The 17,979-nt window shown below is 68.0% G+C and carries 14 protein-coding genes; 5 read left to right on the top strand and 9 right to left on the bottom strand.

Annotated elements, in window-relative coordinates:
• Positions 1 to 20 precede the first annotated feature (20 nt).
• The 5 genes from GGR43_RS07790 to GGR43_RS07770 are packed head-to-tail and all read right to left on the bottom strand — an operon-like array spanning position 21 to position 5,677.
• Complete coding sequence (locus tag GGR43_RS07790) at positions 21 to 839, bottom strand: IclR family transcriptional regulator domain-containing protein (protein ID WP_223177349.1); 819 nt, start codon at positions 837 to 839, stop codon at positions 21 to 23.
• A 49-nt stretch (positions 840 to 888) separates the two neighbouring features.
• On the bottom strand, positions 889 to 2,514 hold the full coding sequence (locus GGR43_RS07785; RefSeq protein WP_188071395.1) for a GMC family oxidoreductase: 1,626 nt from the start codon (positions 2,512 to 2,514) through the stop codon (positions 889 to 891).
• Complete coding sequence (locus GGR43_RS07780) at positions 2,514 to 4,037, bottom strand: class I adenylate-forming enzyme family protein (RefSeq protein WP_188071394.1); 1,524 nt, start codon at positions 4,035 to 4,037, stop codon at positions 2,514 to 2,516. Before GGR43_RS07780 ends, GGR43_RS07785 begins: the two co-directional genes overlap by 1 nt.
• 15 nt (positions 4,038 to 4,052) lie before the next feature.
• A complete protein-coding gene (locus GGR43_RS07775) occupies positions 4,053 to 5,210 on the bottom strand; it encodes a thiolase C-terminal domain-containing protein (RefSeq protein WP_246343431.1) in 1,158 nt (385 codons plus the stop codon).
• A 32-nt stretch (positions 5,211 to 5,242) separates the two neighbouring features.
• Positions 5,243 to 5,677 (bottom strand): Zn-ribbon domain-containing OB-fold protein, encoded by a 435-nt coding sequence (locus GGR43_RS07770; protein ID WP_188071392.1) that lies wholly within the window; start codon positions 5,675 to 5,677, stop codon positions 5,243 to 5,245.
• A 196-nt stretch (positions 5,678 to 5,873) separates the two neighbouring features.
• On the opposite strand from GGR43_RS07770, the gene GGR43_RS07765 reads away from it, so the two are divergent.
• Genes GGR43_RS07765 through GGR43_RS07750 form a run of 4 tightly spaced genes read left to right on the top strand, consistent with a single transcriptional unit; the run spans position 5,874 to position 10,264 of the window.
• Entirely contained in the window at positions 5,874 to 7,088 is a 1,215-nt protein-coding gene (locus GGR43_RS07765; protein WP_188071391.1) for an acyl-CoA dehydrogenase family protein, read from the top strand.
• A 19-nt stretch (positions 7,089 to 7,107) separates the two neighbouring features.
• Complete coding sequence (locus tag GGR43_RS07760) at positions 7,108 to 8,250, top strand: acyl-CoA dehydrogenase family protein (RefSeq protein ID WP_188071390.1); 1,143 nt, start codon at positions 7,108 to 7,110, stop codon at positions 8,248 to 8,250.
• A gap of 2 nt (positions 8,251 to 8,252) precedes the next feature.
• The gene (locus GGR43_RS07755; RefSeq protein ID WP_188071389.1) at positions 8,253 to 9,194 is read left to right on the top strand and encodes an acyl-CoA dehydrogenase family protein; all 942 of its coding nucleotides are present in this window, start codon (positions 8,253 to 8,255) and stop codon (positions 9,192 to 9,194) included.
• Entirely contained in the window at positions 9,191 to 10,264 is a 1,074-nt protein-coding gene (locus GGR43_RS07750) for an acyl-CoA dehydrogenase family protein (protein WP_188071388.1), read from the top strand. Before GGR43_RS07755 ends, GGR43_RS07750 begins: the two co-directional genes overlap by 4 nt.
• A 20-nt stretch (positions 10,265 to 10,284) precedes the next feature.
• Here the strand turns inward: GGR43_RS07750 and GGR43_RS07745 are convergent, their stop codons facing one another.
• The 3 genes from GGR43_RS07745 to GGR43_RS07735 form a co-directional block, all read right to left on the bottom strand.
• Positions 10,285 to 11,028, bottom strand: coding sequence for an SDR family NAD(P)-dependent oxidoreductase (locus tag GGR43_RS07745; protein WP_188071387.1), 744 nt, complete (start codon positions 11,026 to 11,028; stop codon positions 10,285 to 10,287).
• Between the two features lie 32 nt (positions 11,029 to 11,060).
• Positions 11,061 to 13,319: a TonB-dependent receptor gene (locus GGR43_RS07740; protein WP_188071386.1), complete on the bottom strand. Its 2,259-nt coding sequence runs from the start codon at positions 13,317 to 13,319 to the stop codon at positions 11,061 to 11,063.
• A gap of 274 nt (positions 13,320 to 13,593) precedes the next feature.
• Positions 13,594 to 14,691, bottom strand: a complete 1,098-nt coding sequence (locus GGR43_RS07735) for an aldo/keto reductase (RefSeq protein WP_223177348.1) — start codon at positions 14,689 to 14,691, stop codon at positions 13,594 to 13,596.
• Positions 14,692 to 14,806: 115 nt separating this feature from the next.
• Between GGR43_RS07735 and GGR43_RS07730 the strand changes: the two genes are divergently transcribed.
• Complete coding sequence (locus tag GGR43_RS07730) at positions 14,807 to 15,568, top strand: SDR family NAD(P)-dependent oxidoreductase (RefSeq protein ID WP_188071385.1); 762 nt, start codon at positions 14,807 to 14,809, stop codon at positions 15,566 to 15,568.
• Positions 15,569 to 15,647: 79 nt separating this feature from the next.
• Here the strand turns inward: GGR43_RS07730 and GGR43_RS07725 are convergent, their stop codons facing one another.
• A complete protein-coding gene (locus tag GGR43_RS07725) occupies positions 15,648 to 17,978 on the bottom strand; it encodes an enoyl-CoA hydratase-related protein (RefSeq protein WP_188071384.1) in 2,331 nt (776 codons plus the stop codon).
• Position 17,979: the final 1 nt, after the last annotated feature.

Genomic DNA, 17,979 nt, shown 5'->3' with positions numbered 1-17,979 from the left:
GGTGGCCCGACGCCGGGCTTTCAGGGCAGGATTTCGGCCAGCTGGCGCTGCATGTCCAGCATCGCCGTCAATATCTCGCCCTTGATCCGCTCCGGCGATCCGCGCGAGACATGCAGCCCCACGGTGACGGCGGCGACGGTGTCGCCCGAAAAATTGCGGATGGGCACGGCGATCGAGCGGGAGTTCATCTCCAGCTCCTGATCGACATAGGCATAGCCCTGCTCGCGCACCTTCTTCAGTTCGCTGGTCAGCGCCTTGATCGTGGTCAGCGTGTTGCTGGTGAAGCGGACGCGCTCGCTCGCCTGCAATACCTCCTTCGCCTGATCTTCCGGCAGGTTCGCCAGCAGCACGCGGCCGAGCGAGGTGGCATAGGCGGGCAGGCGGCTGCCGGGGTGGAGGCCCGCCGCGACGATGCGATGATGCGACGCGCGGGCGATATACACCACCTCCGTTCCGTCCAGCACCGCCGCCGAGCAGGATTCGCGGATCTCGTCGGCCAGCCGGTCCAGCGAGGGGCGGATGAGGCGGGGAAGCGAGGCGGCGAGATAGGAATGGCCCAGTTGCAGGATGCGCGGGGTCAGCTCGAAATAGCGGTCCTCGTTCGTCGCATAGCCCTTCTCCACCAGCGTGAGCAGGCAGCGCCGGGCCGACGCGCGATCGAGGTCCGCCAGCCGCGCGACCTCCGCGATGGTGAGGCGGTTCTGGCCGCGCCCGAACGCCTCGATGACGGCCAGCCCCTTGGCGAAGCCGCCCATGCGGTCGACATCCCGCAGGGGCTTCCCGCCCTTCGCCGCGCGCCCATCCCCATTCTCGCCGCGATCGCTATCTTCCAGAGACACTCAGACACTCCAGCATCGAATTTCCGTGCGATATTGCATCATCGTAGCTCTAGCGGCCTTGCGTGTTCCCGTCCATATCCCTTGCGGCGAGGATGAGGTCCGCCGCGCGCCATGCGATCGCCATGACCGGGCCGTTGGTGTTGCCCGCCGGCATGAACGGGAAGATCGACGTATCGACCACGCGCAGCCCGTCGACACCGCGCACCCGGCAACGGGGATCGACGACGGAGACGGCGTCGCTGCCCATCCGGCAGGTGCCGCCGGCATGATAATTGGCATAGCCGAAGCGGAGATGGGCGTCGGCCATGCCGCCCTCGCCCTGAAAGGCGGGGCCGGGGCGCGTCTCCTCCTCGACCAGATCGGCGAGCGGGGATTGCCGCACCAGCCGCCGCGCATAGTCGATCATCACCGGCACCATCGATCGGTCCCACGGGTCGGAGCCGTAGGCGGGAACGATGCGGGGCAGGGCGGCGGGATCCCGCGTCTCGATCGCCAGCGATCCGCGGGAGCGCGGGCAGATCGGATAGACGCAGATGTTGAAGCCGCCTTGATTCTCCACCCGCAGCGGCACCGCGTTGAAATCGAACGAATAGGGGGAGATCAGCAATTGCAGGTCGGGCCTATCGAGCGCGGGGTCGGACTTGACGTAGGCCGCCATGTCATAGGCGCCTCCGGCCATCGCGCCGCGCCGGGTGAGATAATAGCGCAGCACGCTCGCCGCCAGACGCAGGCCCCGGAAGGCGCGGTTCTGCGAGCAGGCGTCGGGCACGCGCCACTGCAACACCATGCCCCGATGCTCGAACAGATTTTCGCCCACGCCGGGCAGGTCGGCCACCAGCGGAATCCCCAGCGCGGCGAGATGGCGGGCTGCGCCGATGCCGGAGCGCTGGAGGATCGCCGGGCTGGCCAGCGCGCCGGTGCTCAGGATCACCTCGCGCCGGGCGTGGAGGCGGGTGGCGGCCCCGTCGATTTCGGCCAGCACGCCTGTGGCGCGGCCGTTTTCGGTCAGCACGCGGTCGATCAGCGCGCCCGTCCTGACGGTGAGGTTCGGCCGCTGGAGCGCCGGGCGGAGGAAGGCGGTGGCCGCGCTCTGCCGCCGCCCCCTGAAGATGGTGCGCGGCGCATAGCCGATGCGCTCGCGGTCTTCGGGATCGTTGATGTCCTCGACCGGCTGAAGACCGAGGCGCTGCCCGGCGGCGATCACCGCCTCGGTCAGGACCGAGCGGGTTTCGGGCAGGGTGATGCGCAACGGCCCTGTCGCGCCGCGCGTCGCGGCCTCGCCCAGTTCATGCGTCTCCATCGCGCGATAGGCCGCGCCGATGCGGTCCCAGCTCCAGTCGTTGCTGGACAGCGCGGCGAGAGCGTCGAAATCGGCCTTTGTCCCGCGCACATAGACCATGCCGTTGACCGAGCTGGACCCGCCCAGCGTCCGCCCGCGCGCCCATATCTCCGCGACATGGTTCGATCCCGCCTCCGGCCGGGTGGCATAGGGCCAGATATAGCGCGGATCGGACATGACCCTGGCCAGCCCGCGCGGCATCGGGATGAGCGGATGGGCGTCCCTGCCGCCCGCCTCCAGCAGCAGCACCCGGTTCGACGGATCCTCGCTCAGCCGGTTGGCGAGCACGCATCCGGCCGAGCCCGCGCCGACGATGATATAATCATGGTCGGCCATCAGCGCAGGCGCTCCAGAAAGGCGGGCGCGTCCCTGTATTTCTCGCGCAGCGCCGCCCTGGATATCTTGCCCGAAGGCAGGCGGGGCAGCGGCCCGCCCTCCAGCGCGACATAGCGCGGCAGCTTGTAGGCGGCCAGCTCGCGCCGGCAATGGGCAAGGATCGCGCGCGGGTCGAGGCGGCCGAGATCGCCATGGACCACCGCCAGCGGCGTTTCGCCGAACTCGGCGTCGGGGGCGGCCAGCACGACGACCTCGGCGACGCCGTCCATCTGGGCGATCGTGTTTTCCACCTCCATCGCGGAGATGTTCAGTCCGCCTGAAATGATGATGTCCTTGATCCGGTCGATGAAGGTCAGGTTGCCGCGCGCGTCCAGCACGCCGCGATCGCCGGTGCGCAGCCAGCCGTCGCGGAAGGTCGTGGCGGTCTGTTCCGGGTCGTTCCAGTAGCCTGCGGCGAGCGCGGCGCTGCGGACGAGGATTTCCCCCGGCTCGCCGGGCGCGGCGAGGGAGCCGTCGGGCCGCGCGATCGCATAGTCGGAGAACAGCCCGCCCGGCCCGCATTTTTCCGGCTCGGCCAGCGCGGTTTCGTCGCGCGCCGCCCAGGCGCCGCCCGCCTCGGTGCAGCCATAGGCTTGCCGCAAGGTCACGCCCTTGGCCTGAAACCGCGCGATCAGTGCGGGGTTGACCCGCGCGCCGCCGACCTGCGCGAATTTCAGCGAGGACAGGTCCGCATCCGCGAATTCCGGCAGCGCGGCGAGGCGTTCGAAGAAGATGGTCGAGGCGAGGAAGGTGGTGATCCGTTTCCCGCTCAGCAGCGCGAGCGCGCGTTCGGGGGTGAACCTGTTCTCCGCGAAGATGGTCGCGCCCACAGACAGGAACTGGAACAGCAGCAGCGTGCCGGAGGAGGAGGAATAGGGGCCCGCGGCCAGCAGGCTGCCGCTATTGCCGGTCGCCGGTTCCATGATCGCGAACTCGGCGGCATAGGCCATGGTCGAACCCTGGGTGTAGACGACGCCCTTGGGCGCGCCGGTCGATCCGCTGGTGCCGATGATGAACAGCGGGTCTTCGGGCCGGGCCTCATACGCGGGCGGCGGGGCGGGGTCGTCGCGCAGCGCGCGGACGATCTCCATCGGCTCCACCGGGCCGCCCCCGTTCCCGCCTTCGCTCAGCGCGGCGCGGGCGGTTTGCGCGCGCGCGGCGTCGGTCATCAGCAGGCAGGGCGTCAGCAGGTCCAGCGCCCGGCGCAGCTCGCGCGCGCTGGACCGGAAGGTCACCGGCGCGGCGATGGCGCCGGCGAGCGCGGTGCCGATGATCAGCATCGCATAGTCGAGCGAATTTTCGCCGACCATCATCACCCGGTCGCCCGGCCGCACCCCCTTGCGCCGCAGCCAATCCGCGACCCGCAGGGCCCAGGCATAGAGGTCGGCATAGCCGACCGCCTCGCCTTCATAATCGAGCGCGATCCGGTCGGGCTTGTCCCAGGCCCACCATTTGAGCGCGCGGCTGACGGTAAATCCAATCATCGGTCCTGTTCCGGTTTAAAGCGTGTCGGCGCTCCCCAGCAACGCGGTGCTGCTCATCAGGTCGCCCGGCCCGCCGGTAACGAGCGACAGGCGGGCGCCGGGGACCTGATTGACCGAGGTGCCGCGTATCTGCCGCACGGCCTCCGGGATCAGGCCCATGCCGTGAATGAACCCTTCGGCCAGGTCGCCGCCCGACGTGTTGATGGGCAGCCTGCCCGACGGGGCGATCAGATTGTCGAGGGTGCAGAAGGCCCCGGCCTCCTCCATCGCGAAGAAGCCGTGGTCGATCATCGAGCCGATGCCCATCGCGTCCATGTTCATGTAGATTTGCGCCACGTCGACATCCTTCGGGCCATAGCCCGATTCGCGCCAGAGGCGGTCGGCCAGCTCCTTCTGCCCGGCGGTGGCGTAATAGGGCCGCCAATTCTCCTCCAGCGCGCCGCCGCCGCCCATCGTGCCCATCGGCGCGGAGAGGACATAGGCGGGCGTCTGCCTGAGGTCGCGGGCGCGCTCGGCGGAGACGACCAGCACGCAGGCCGCGCCGTCATTCTCGCGCGAGCAGTCGAACAGGCGATAGGGCTCGGAGATCATCCGTGCCTCGTCGTATATCTCCCGCGTCATTTCGGTGGCTCGGCCCAGCGCGCGCGAATTGTTCCGGGCGTGATAATAGGACGCCTGCACCGTCGCGAACAGCGCGGAGCGCGGCACGCCATGATGCTCCATCAGCCGCTGCGCGCGCAGCGCGAGAATCTGCGCGGGCGAATCCAGCCCGTTGACCAGATATTGCGACGAGGTGTCGTTCTGCGCCACGGCCACGCGCAGGCGCTGGCTGTTGCCCTCGGCCATGGAGCGATAGATGGCGACGATGTCCGCCTGCCCCGAAAGGATCGCCCCCGCCGCGACATTGAGCGTGCCCGCCAGCGCCCCGCCATGGATCCAGACCAGCGAGGCGAAGCGGCATTCGCGGGTGCCGAGCGCGGGCATCAGCTTGGCCGGGTCGCTGCGTTCCGACGCATAGGAGATGAACCCGTCGATGTCGCGCACGTCGATGCCCGCATCGTCGGCGGCCTGGGTGATCGCGCGCAGCGCCAGCTTCAGCTCCGGCTCCGGCGCGGTGCCGCGTTTGTAATAAGGGGTCTGGCCGATGCCGACGATCGCGGTGGCGCCTCGCATGCTGCTCACATTCCTCTCCGTCATCATCCGGCTCAGCGTTCGAGTTCCCAGCGCAGGGCGGGATAGAATTTGCTTTTGGCGCTCGGCGGATCGATGGTGCCGCGCACCGGCGCGCCGATGGCAAGGTCCGCCTCGTCGCCCTTCAGCACGCCGATCAGGCGGAGGTTGCCGGCATCGGGCAGTTCCGCCACCACCGTCACATAGGGCACGTCCTCCCGGCGTTCGAGCACGCGGTCGAACGCATAATGGGTGCGGGTATAGGTGAAGATGCGGCCCCTGGGCTCCACCGCCACCCAGTCGAAGTCCCACGACCCGCATTGCCCGCAGCGGAAATGGGCGGGCCATGTCCAGCCCCGGCACGAGGCGCAGCGGGGCAGGCGGAGGACGCCGTCTTCGAGGCCGCGCCAATAGTCGTCGTCCGCCTCGATCGCGCCGACGATCTTATGCTGTTCGAAGCTGTAGCTCATATGCCTTCCTCTGCCCGCCCCAAAGGTGATTTGCGTCGTATTGTACGACTATGTAACAAATGTTCGATTTATGCCAATGCCGATCGATTGACAATCCCGTATCGCATATTTCGCCGGTCGCTTGACAGCGGCATGTCCTGCGTTCATGGTCGATAAAAGATTATATGAGCGATAAACGCACGGATTTGATATCGGAATGAGCACCATATTGGCCGAATTGCAGGCGCTGGACCCGTTTCGCGCCGAGGTGCGCGACTGGCTGGCGCGCAATCTGCCCGCCGACTGGCGCGCGCGGATGACCGGCGCGGCCGAGGAGGATCACGTCGCCTTCCAGAAATTCTGGTTCCGCAAGCTGATGGAGCCGGGCTATGCCGCGCCCCATTGGCCGCGCGAATGGGGCGGCGGCGGACTTTCCTTCGCCGAGCAGATCGTGCTCTATGAGGAAATCGCCCGCGCGGGCGCGCCCCGGCTGATCCTCTATTTCATCGCGCTGCATCATGTGCCGGGCACCCTGCTGCACTGGGGCACGGAGGAGCAGCGCCGCCGCCACCTGCCCGCGATCCTCGCCGGGGACGAGATATGGTGCCAGGGCTTTTCCGAACCGGGCGCCGGGTCCGACCTCGCCAGCCTGCGCACGCGGGCGGAGCGGCGGGGCGATCATTTCGTGGTCAACGGGCAGAAGACATGGTCGTCCAACGCGCATCTTGCGCGCTATTGCCTGCTGCTGGCGCGCACCGACCCGGCGGCGGCGAAGACGAAGGGCATTTCCTATTTCATCCTCGACCTGCGCACGCCGGGCGTTTCGCTGCGGCCGATCCGGCAGATGACCGGCGCGTCGCATTTCAACGAAATCTTCCTCGACGATGTGGTCATTCCGGCCGAGAATCTGATCGGCCCGGAACATGGCGGCTGGGCCGTCGCGCAATCGACGCTCTCGTCGGAGCGGGGCCTGTCGGTGCTGGAACTGGCGGAGCGGATGCGCGAGGGGTTCAAGCTGCTCACCGCCGCCGCCCGCGCGCCCTCGCCAGCGGGGCGCATGCCGATCGAGGATGACGAGATCCGCCGCCGCATGGTGGACGTGCGCCTGCGCATCGAGGCGCTGCGCCTGCTGGTCAACAACCAGCTTTCCGGCGTGCTGCGTGGCGAGGCCGCAGGGGTCGAGCCGTCGATCATCAAGCTCTATTACAGCGAGCTGCTGCGCGATTTCACCGAGCTGGGCGTCGCCATCGGCGGCATCGAGGCGCAGTATCTGGAGGCGGTGCTGATGGGCGGAGCCAATGAGACCGGCTACTGGATGCAGGATTATCTCTATTCCTGGGCATGGACCATTTCGGGCGGCAGCTCCGAGATCCAGCGCACCATCATCGCCGAGCGCGGACTGAAGCTGCCCCGCGAGCCGCGGGCGGCCTGAGCGGGAGCGGGGAGCAGCCATGGAATTCGCCTGGACCGACGACCAGATCGACTTTCGCCGCCGCGTGCGGCAGGCGCTGGACGAGCTGCTGCCCGGTGATTGGGACGAGGCCTATGTGTCCGAAAGCTATGCGTCGGACAAACAGGTAGACTTTTCGCGCCATTTCTGCGCCGCGCTGGCCGAGCGCGGGCTGCTGACGCCGCATTGGCCGAAGGAATATGGCGGCGCCGACTGCCCGGACTGGTATCATTTCATCCTCGGCGAGGAGATGAAGGCGGCGGGCGAGCCGCGCGGCTCGCAATATATGAACGTGAACTGGATCGGCCCGACGCTGCTGAAATATGGCACGGAGGAGCAGAAGGCGCGTCACGTCGCCGGCATCGCCGGCGGCACGGTGATCTGGTGCCAGGGCTTTTCGGAGCCCGATGCGGGCACCGATCTGGCGGCGCTGCGCACGCGGGCGGAACGCGACGGCGACCATTATGTGGTGAACGGGTCGAAGATCTGGACCAGCTATGCGCGCAGGGCCGACTGGTGCTTCCTGCTGGTGCGCACCGGGCCGGGACGCAAGGACGTCTCCATCCTGCTGGTGCCGATGGACACGCCGGGCATTTCCGTCACCAGCTTTCCCGGCCTGATCAAGGACGGCCATCTCAACGAGGTGTTCTTCACCGATGTCCGCGTGCCGGTGGCGAACCGGCTGGGCGAGGAGGGGCAGGCATGGGGCATCGTCACCCATGCGCTGGCGTTCGAGCGCGTCGGCGTGCCGCGCTATCACACCGGACTCGATGCGCTCGACCGGGCGGTGGAGCAGCTGCGGGCGGAGGGGCGCTGGGACGGCGACCCGATCGTGCGCCACCGTGCGGGCCTGCTCGTCGCCAGATTCGAGGCGGCGCGGATGCTGACCTATCTGGTGGTCGACCAGCGCGTGCGGGGCGAGCCGCCTAACAGCGACGCCAATCTGTCGCGCATCGTGGCGCTGGAGGCGGTGGGCGACATGATGAATTTCCTCGCCGACTATCTGCCCGATTGCCTCGCCGGCGGCGACAGGCTGCTGGAGGATTATTACCGGATCAACATCCCGGCCGGGATCACCGGCGGCACCAATGAAATTCAGCTCGATCTGGTCGCCCGCGGCGGCCTCGGCTTGCCAAGGGGCTGACGATGGATTTTCACCTGAGCGAGGATCAGCAGGCGCTGGTCGATGCGGTGCAGGCTATTTTGCGGGACCATGCCGACCTGCCGCAGGCCGAGCGCCTGTCCTATGCCTGGCACGATCCGGCGTTGCAGGCGCTGCTGGCGGAGAACGGCTTTCTCGACGCCGCGCGCAGCATGGGGCCGCTCGAAGCCGCGCTGGTGGCGTTCGAAACCGCCCGCAGCCTGCGGTCGATAGAGGCGATGGGAAGCGGTCTGGTCGCGCCGATGGCGCTGCCCGACAGGATGGTGGAGGGGCCGGTCGCCCTCGCCGCCGAGCGCGATCTGGGGCGGGCGATCCGCAACCTGACCGTCGCCCGCACGCTGTTGGTCGATTGCGGCGAGGACAGTATCGTGCTGCCGGTCGATCCCGGCGCGGTGGAGCAGGTGGCGTCGATCCTCGGCTATCCCTATGGCCGCTTCGCGCGGGCGCCTGATCCTGCTTCAGGCCAGCGGATCGCGGGCGGCGGGGCGTTGCTGCGCCAATGGTGGCGGACCGGCATCGCCACGGAGATAGCGGGCGCCGCGCGCGCGGCGATCGATTTCACCATCGACCATGTGACGCAGCGGCAGGTGTTCGGCCGGGCGGTCGGCTCGTTTCAGGCGGTGCAGCACCGGCTCGTCCAGCGCCATGGTCATGCGCGATCGACCTGTTATCTGGCGATGCGCGCGGCGTGGAGCGCGCGCGCGGGCGATGCCGACATCGCCGTCTGCCATGCGCTGCTGGGCATCCAGCCGCTGCTGTTCGACCTCCATCAGTTCAACGGCGGCATGGGCGTGACCACCGAGCATTCGCTGCATTTCTGGACCTATCGCATCCGCGCGCTTCAGGCGGAAGCGGGTGGACTGGCGGGCGCCGCCCTCGATATCGCCGACCGGCGCTGGCCCGCCGTGGAGGGAGCGAACGGATGAGCGGGACGATCGATATCGAAGAATTGCGCGAAGCCATCCGGGGCGTGCTGTCCGACCGGTCGGGCGGCGCGATCGACATACCCGGCGACGAGGGGCGCGGCCTCGACCGGGCGCTGTGGGGCGAGATGGCCGGGCTCGGCTGGCTGGGCATGATCGTGCCGCAGGCGCATGGCGGGCTGGGCCTGGGGCTGGAGCATCTGGCGGTGTTGTATGAGGAGCTGGGCCGCGAGCTTGCCTCCGTGCCGGTGCTGCCGACGATGCTGGCCGCCGCCGCGATCGCCCGCCATGCCGGGCCGGAGACGCAGGCGCGCTGGCTGCCCGCGCTGGCGGCGGGCGGGTGCCTCGCCGCTTTCGCGCTGCCGCGAGACGCGCCGCTGCCGCTGCTCGACGCGCGGGGGGCGCTGGCGGGGGAGGTCGACCATCTGCTGTTCGCCGATTGCGCCGGGCTGCTGGCGCTGCCGGTGCGGGCGGGCGAGGGGCAGATGGCGCTCGTGCTGCTCCCCACCGATGCCGCAGGCGTCACGGTCGCGCGGCGGCCGCTGGTGGACCTGACGCGCAGCGCCGGGCGGGTGACGCTGGACGGCGCGCGGGTGGAGGACGGGCATCTGCTTGGCCTTGCCGAGGCGGACTGGGCCGCGCTGCTCGACCATGCGGCGATGGCGCTGGCCTGCGATGCGGCGGGCGGGGCGGAAGCGCTGCTGGAGCGCACCGTCGATTATCTGTGCATGCGCGAGCAATTCGGCCGCCCCATCGGTTCCTTTCAGGCGCTCAAGCATCGCGTGGCCGACTGGAAGGTGCGGATCGAGGCGGTGAAGGTGCTTGCCCGCCATGCCGCCGCGCTGGTGGAGGCGGGGGCGGCAGATGCGTCGGCCATGGCGTCGGGCGCCAAGGCCCATGGCTGCGACGTCTACGCCGCCTTCGCCGGGGATGCGGTGCAATTGCATGGCGGCATCGGCTTCACCTGGGAGCATCCCTGCCATCTGTTCCTGAAGCGGGCGAAGCTGAGCCAGCAGCTGTTCGGCGGCCCGGCGATGCACCGGGACCGGGTGGCGCGGCTGGCGATCGGCTGAAACCGTTCAGGCAATAGCGTTCAGGCAATCACCATGCCGCCATCGACCGGCATCGATATGCCGGTGACGAAGCTGGCTTCGTCCGAAACCAGCCAGAGCGCGGCGCGGGCGACCTCCGCCGGGTCGGCCATGCGCTCCATCGGCTGAAGGCGCATCTTGCCGAGCGCCGGGTTGGCGTTGGACGAACTGGCGGCGAGCGGGGTGAGCGTGGGGCCGGGCAGCAGCGCGTTGATGCGGATGCCCCGCTCGGCGCAATCCATCGCCGCGCCCCGGACCATGCCGTCGATCCCGGCCTTCGACCCGCAATAGTCCGAGCTCCACGGCAGGCCCTTCAGCGCCGCCGCCGACGATACCGCGACGATGCTGCCCGCGCGGTGCTCCCACATCGCGGCGACCTGATGCTTGAGGCACAGGAACATGCCGCGCAGGTTGATCGCGTGCACGCGGTCCCACGCGTCCGTCTCGATCTCGTGGATCGGGCGGGAGCTGCCGACGATGCCCGCGCAGTTGATCGCGCCGTGGAGCCGCCCATGGGCGTCGACCGCGCCGGCGACCAGCGCGCGCACGCTGTCCTCGCTGGTCACGTCCGTTTCGACGAACCGCACCTTGCCCCCTTCGGCGCGCAGGCGGGCGGCGACGGCCTCGCCCCCGCCGTCGCGATCGGCCAGCGTCACCGCCCAGCCCCGCGCGGCCGCAAGCTCCGCGCAGGATCGGCCGATGCCGCTGGCGCCGCCGGTCACGATGATCGAGCGCCTGTCCGTCATTCGCGCCTCCTGTGCCGGCGGCCGGGCAGCGCTCAGTAGCGGAAGGCCGCCGACACGCCGATCACGCGCGGCGGGTTCCAGGAGACGCCGGTGCCGAACCCGTTGGGCAGCACCTGCGCCTTGTATGCCTTGTCCGTCACATTGTTGACATAGGCGGACAGGGTGAAGTGATCGCTGGGGTCGGTCCAGGCCGCGCGCAGGTTGGCGACCGTATAGGCCTTCTGGACATTGTTGTTGGCCGCGTCGAAATAGAATTTCGACGAGTAATAGACATTGGCGTTCAGGTTGAGCGTGCCACCGCCCATGTCGAAATTGCCGTCGATGCCCAGATTGCCGGTCCAGTCGGGAGAGCGGATCATGCGGTTGCCGGAGGCATCGACCGGCGTGTTGTCGGACGAGCCGTCGGTCGCGCCGCCATTGGGCACGCCCAGCACGCTCCTGCCGTCGACCACATAGTCGAAGACATTGCCCGGCGCGCCGGGATAGCTCTTGTACCGGCCATGGGTCCATGCGATGCCGCCGGTGATGCTGATGGTGTCGGACAGCGCCTGATAGAGCGACAGTTCGCCGCCATAGACTTCGGAGCTGGCCGCGTTGGTGGTGATGCTGCTCGTGCCGACATAGATCGACACCTGCAAATCCTTGTAATCATAGTAGAAGCCGGATAGCTCCAGCCGGGTGCCGCCGCTCGACAATTTATAGCCGCCCTCGAAGGCGGTGATCTTCTCCGGCTTGATGAAGCCGGTGTTCTTGAAGCCGTTCACGTCGAGCAGGCCCGCCTTATAGCCCTTGGTGACCGACGCATAGACGTTGGACTGCGGCGTCAGCTGATAGCGGATGACCGCGCGCGGGGTGAAGGATTTGAACGTGTGGTCCGGCGGGCCGTCGCTCGCCGGGCAGAAGCCAGCGGCGAGCCCGGCGGGGTAGCAGGTCCAGTAGCCGCTGTCCTTTTCCACGCTGTAGCGCGCGCCGACCGTCAGGAACAGCTTGTCGGTCGCCTCCAGCGTGGCGTCGGCGAAGCCGGAGATCGACTTGATGTGGATATTGGTGTCATAGGCGGGATAGATCACCGGCGTCATCGCGCCGAACGGGTTCTGCCCGGCCTTCTGGTCCATGAAGAAGGCGCCGACGACCCAGCTCAGCCGTCCGCCGGGATTGGAGTTGAGCAGCAGTTCCTGCGTGAACAGCTTGTCGAAATTGTTGAAGGCGACGCGGAACAGCGGAATGCTGCTGTTGTCGACCTCCAGATCCTGCCGCGACTTTTCCTTGCGATACTGGGTGTAGGAGGTGAGCGTCGCGAAATCGAGGTCGAACTTCGCCGTCAGCTGTCCGGCGTCGAGTTCCGACCGGAACAGCGGCGTGAAGCCGGGATCGGTCGCGATATGCCGGTTGTCCGTGCCGATCAGGGCGCCCGGTATGCCGAAGGCATAGGCCGCGCTCTGATAGCTGCCGTCCGGGTCCTGATAGACGCTCCAGAGCATGGGCGTCGGGTCTTTCAGCTTGGTGTGGATGTAGCGGGCGAGGATGTAGCTGCGGCCCGATTCGTCGAATTCATATTTCAGCCCCGCGCGCAGCGAAAAATTATAGCCGCGCCCGACATGATCGTTGCCGTCGGTCAGGTTGGTGAACCAGCCGTTGGTATATTTGTAGAGCACGCCGAGATCGGCGGAAAGCCCGCCGCCCAGGCCCGTGGTGCCGTAGAAGGAGCCGCGTATCGTGTCGAAGCTGGAATAGTCGATCTTCGCCTGCACCGCGGTTTCCCGCTGCGGCTCGGAAGTGGTGACGATCACCGCGCCCGCCGTGGTGTTGCGGCCGAACAGCGTGCCCTGCGGCCCTTTCAGCACCTGCACGTTGCTGACGTTGAGGAATTCGAAATCCTGCGTCAGCGGGCTGGCGTTGTAGAAGCCGTCGGTATAGACGCCCACCGCCGAGCCGCCGCCGACATTGGCGACCGCGGTGCTGACGCCGCGAATCGTCGGCTGGGCGAAGGCGCCGTTATAGTCGAGGCGGAAGGCGGGCACGACCTGCGCCAGCGCGTTGCTGGCGGTGACGCCGGCATTCTGCAACGTCTCGCTGTTGACGGAGGTGACGGTGATCGGCACGTCGACCAGCCGCTCCGCGCGGCGCTGCGCGGTGACGACGATGTCGCTCGCCAGCACGGCGGCGCGGTCGGTTTGCGGCGGAGCCTGATCCTGCGGCAATTGGGCTAGGGCGGTGGCGAAGCCGCTGCCGCACAGGCAGCTGGCGGTGAGCAGGCGCGTGGCGACACGGGAAGGATGCTTCCAGGCCATCTTATTCTCCCATTGATTAATTAATTTTTATGCAGTCGGATAAGGCCGCGTCCGATTCAAAAGGTCAAGCGGCTTTTATGCCGCCCGGTAAAATTACGGATGACCGTTGTGCAAAATCCACAGCACATATCGGCAAAAATGGATATTCCCATCAAGGAAGTGCAGTCAAAGCCATATAATAGGGGGAACATAGCAAATAATTACCCCGTATATTTACATGGAATAATACCCGGCCTCCAAGTCGATGGCCTGAAAATCCGGGTGAACGATCCCATCAGTCTTTCGGCGTTTGCCGCAGTCCGGTGAACCCTTCCCAGCCGCGCACCGGGCCGCCCATCGTCTGTGCGGTCCGGCGCGGACGGAAGAAATCATAAGGCGTGACCAGCGGCAGGCGGGAGGCCAGGTGCAGCCGGTCGCGCTCCGCCTCGGGCAGCTCGAAATCGAGCGCGGCGAGATTGGCGCGCAACTGGTCGATCCGTGTCGCGCCGATGATGACCGAGGCGGAGCGATATTGGGTCGCGGCCCAGTTGAGCGCGACCGCCGCCGGGCTCTGCCCGGTTTCCCGCGCGGCGGCGAGCAGCGCGTCGATCACCACCCAGCTCTGCTCCTTGCCCAGCACCCCGCGCGACGGCCCGGCGATGGTGGTGAGCCGCCCCTCTACGCCGGCATCGCCGCGCTTGTATTTCCCGCTGAGCGCGCCGCCCGCGAGCGGGCTCCACGAACAGAGGCCGAGGCCGAAATGCGACGCGGCGGGCAGGTGCTCGCGCTCGATGCTGCGTTCGAGCAGCGAATATTCGAGCTGGAGCGCGATCGGCGCGGCAAGGCCGTTCTGCGCGGCATAGAGGACGGCGTGCACCGCATACCAGGCGGGCACGTCGGACAGGCCGTAATAGCGGATCTTGCCCGCGCGGATCAGCGCGTCGAACCCCTGCACCACCTCCTCGACCGGGGTGACGGTATCCCACGCATGCATCCAGTAGAGGTCGACATAGTCGGTATCCAGCCGCCGCAGCGAATCGTCGATCGCCCGCATCATGTTCTTGCGGCCGTTGCCGAAGGCATTGACGCCCTTCGCGCCCGAATCGAAGGTGAATTTGGTGGCGATCACCATTTCCTCGCGAATGCCCGCCGCGTTCAGTGCCCGCCCGATGATGCGCTCGCTCTCGCCCGCCGCATAGACATCCGCCGTGTCGATGAAATTGCCGCCCGCCTCGGCATAGGCGTGGAGCATTTCGGCCGAGGCGGCCTCGTCGCAGCCCCAGCCGGAGCTCTGGCCGAAGGTCATCGTGCCCAGACACAGCGGGCTGACGCGCAGGCCCGAGCGGCCGAGGGTGAAATAGCTGTCGAGCGCCATGCGGTTCTGCTCCTCCATGATGGCCACGCCGGGCGCGGCAAATAATCTAATCTGATTTGGAAAAATCATTGCCTGAAAGCCGTCGCGCGGGCAAGGTTCATTCAACGATTAATTGTATTTGAGGGAGCGAGGCATGGGTGCTGTGGATCTGACCGGCAAGGTGGCGCTGGTGACGGGGGCGAGCGCGGGCCTCGGCCGCCAGTTCGCGCAGACGCTGGCGCGCACGGGCGCGGCGGTGGTGCTGACCGCGCGCCGCACCGAAAGGCTGGACGAACTGGTCGCCGCGATCGCGGCGGAGGGCGGCAAGGCGGTGGCGCAGCCGCTCGACCTGCGCGATCCGGCGGCGATCGTCGCGGCCTTCGATGCGGCGGAGAAGGCGTTCGGCACGGTCGACATCCTCATCAACAATGCAGGCATCGCCGACGCCAATTTCGCGGCAAGGCTGTCGCTGGAAACGATCGACGCGGTGATCGACACCAATTTCCGCGCGCCGTTCCTGACCGCGACGGAGATGGCGCGGCGGCTGATCGCGGCGGAGCGGCCGGGGCGGATCGTCAACCTCTCCTCGGTGGGCGCGTTCACCTATGCGCCGACCTCCTCGGCGGCACTCTATTCGGCGACCAAGGCGGGGATCAAGCGGCTGACCGAGACGCTGGCGATCGAATGGGCGAAGTTCCACATCAACGTGAATGCGATCGCCCCCGGCATGTTCCTCTCCGAAATGACCGAGGGCTATCTGGATCGCGTCGGCGACGGGGTGAAGAAATTCTGGCCGCGCGGGCGCTTCGGCCAGCCGGACTATCTGGACAGCACGCTGCTCTATCTGGTCGATCCGGCGTCGCATTTCGTGACCGGCACCTGCATCATCGTCGACGATGGGCAGATGAATCGATAGGGCATATTGAAGTCGGCCCGCAGAATGCGAAAAACAGGGATATCGGGAGAGGCGGTTTAGCGCCGCCTCTCTCCGCCGCTCATTCCCCCCTCCAGCGGGGCGGGCGCTTCTGCGCGAAGGCGAGCGGGCCTTCGCGGGAATCGGCGGAGCGGAACAGCGCCCTGGTCGCGGGATAGCGCAGCTGTGCCTGATAGGCCGCCTCCAGGCTCTCCTCCTCCATCCCCCGCCGCACGATCTGCTTCGACGCGCGGATCGACATGGGCGAGCAGGCGAGGATATCCCGCGCATAGGCCTGCGCCGCCTCCATCACCTCCCCGGCGGGCACGACGCGGTTGACGAAGCCCAGCTCCAGCCCTTCGCGCGCGGTCAGGCGGCGGCCGGTCAGGATCATGTCCATCGCGCGCTTCATGCCGATCTCGCGCGGCAGGCGGAGCAGCCCGCCCGCCAGCGCCGCGAGGCCGACCCTGGGTTCGGGCAGCGCGAACACCGCGTCTTCCGAGGCGATGATGACGTCGCAGGCCAGCGCGATCTCGAACCCGCCGCCCATGGCGAGGCCGTTCACCGCCGCGATCACCGGCTTGTCGAGGTCGAAGCGCGCAGTTAGGCCCGCAAAGCCGGTGGTCGGCGGGGCGATGCTGTGCCCCCTGGCCATCGCCCAGGCGGTATATTTTAGGTCGTTTCCGGCGCAAAAGGCCCGGTCGCCCGCTCCGGTCAGGATCGCCACCCATTGCGCGGGGTCGGCGGCGAAATCGTTGAATGCCTCGGCCAGCTCCGCATTGGCGGCGGGGTGGAGCGCGTTCATCTGGTCGGACCGGTCGATCGTCACCACCGTCAGCGGCCCGTCGCGCTCCACCCTGCTGAAGCGGCGGGGCAGCGCGCGGCGGGCGCGCTTCCCGCCCGCCTCGAAACTCGGCTTGCCGAACGTGTCGATGCGGACATGGCCCGCGACGCCTACCGCCGAGCGTTCGGTCGACTGGAGCAGCGCGATGCCTTCCTCGTCGTCCGCCGCCACCCGCGCCATGACGCGGCCTCCTTCCGGCGTCCGCGCGATCACCGCGCCCTCGATCGGCGCGCCGTCGCGGTCGTAGCGGACGGTATAGGTCTCGATCGTCGCCGGGCCTTCATAGCCGTCGAGCAATGGCGGCACCGGACCGCGCGCGGCCTCCGCCTCGGCCTGCACCGAATAGCGGTCGGGCAGCGGATCGGCGGCGGGGGTCGTACTGACGACGATCGCATGATGCTTGTTCACATAGCCGCCCTGCCCATAGACCAGCCCCAGCGAGCCGGGCGCGGCGCGCATTTCGCGCACCATCGCGCAGACGGCGTGGCTCATATAATTGTTGAGCGGCCCGCCGAAGAAGGTGAGGCCGCCCGCGACCGTCGGCGCTACATCGCTCGCGCCGTTCAGCCCCAACGTGCGCAGCGCCATTTTCGGCACCACCGGGAAGCAGCTGTAAAGCTCCATCTTGTCGAAGCGGCGCGCGTCGCCGCCAGCGATCTGCGTCGCCTTTTCCAGCACGGCGGCCTGCGCGGTGCTGTGGGCATAGCTGTCGCGCTGGAGATAATCCTCCGGTTCGACCGCCGCCGCTCCGCCCCAGAGGAACACCATCCTGTCCTCCGGCACGCCCGCCGCCCGCGCCTCACCGACGCTGGTGACGATGATCGCGGCGGCCTGATTGACATTGGGGTTGGCGACCATCAGCTTGGGGTAGGGCCAGCTGATCAGCCGGTTGTCGGCGGACGGCGTGCCGATGGCTTCCGCGTCCGGCGCATGGCGGATCCAGGCCGAGGGATTGGCGGCGGCGACCTGCGCATAGCGCGCCCAAAGCTCGGCCGATTCCTTCTGCGCCTGCGCCGGGGTCTGGCCCCATGCCGCCTGCGCCGCCACCTCGTAAAGCGGGTAGATCTGCGCCGGATCGCTGATCCTGAGGCTCTTGGCGACCTTGCTCATCGCGAAGTCGGCGCCGGGGAATTTCACCTCTTCCTCGCGCGAGGCGAGCGGGGTCCAGGGCAGCGCGACCTTCTCCTTGCGGGCGCGCAGCCGGGCGTGCAGCGCCTCGCCGCCGACGATCGCCGCCGCCTTCTGCTCGCCGCGCTGGATGCGCAGCGCCGCGTCGTGGATCAGGCGGACCGGGGTTTCGCCGCCGAAGGTGGAGTTGGTCTGCCGCGCCGGGGCGATGCCCGCCATCTCGCAGACCAGCGCCGCCGGGTCCTTGTATCGCCAGCTTATCAGCGCGACGAGATCGACCGAATCGATCCGTTGCAGCATCGCGCCGCCGGAATCGGCCCCGGCGGCCTCCAGCGCCCGCGCGATCAGCGCCGCCGGTTCCAGCGCGGCGGCGGGATCGTCGGGGCGGTCGACATATTCGCCGATGCCGACGATGACGGGGGTGGTGTCGGAAATGGCCATG

This window comes from Sphingobium jiangsuense, from assembly GCF_014196495.1.
Taxonomy (GTDB): domain Bacteria; phylum Pseudomonadota; class Alphaproteobacteria; order Sphingomonadales; family Sphingomonadaceae; genus Sphingobium; species Sphingobium jiangsuense.
This window is presented reverse-complemented; position numbering and strand designations above follow the sequence as displayed.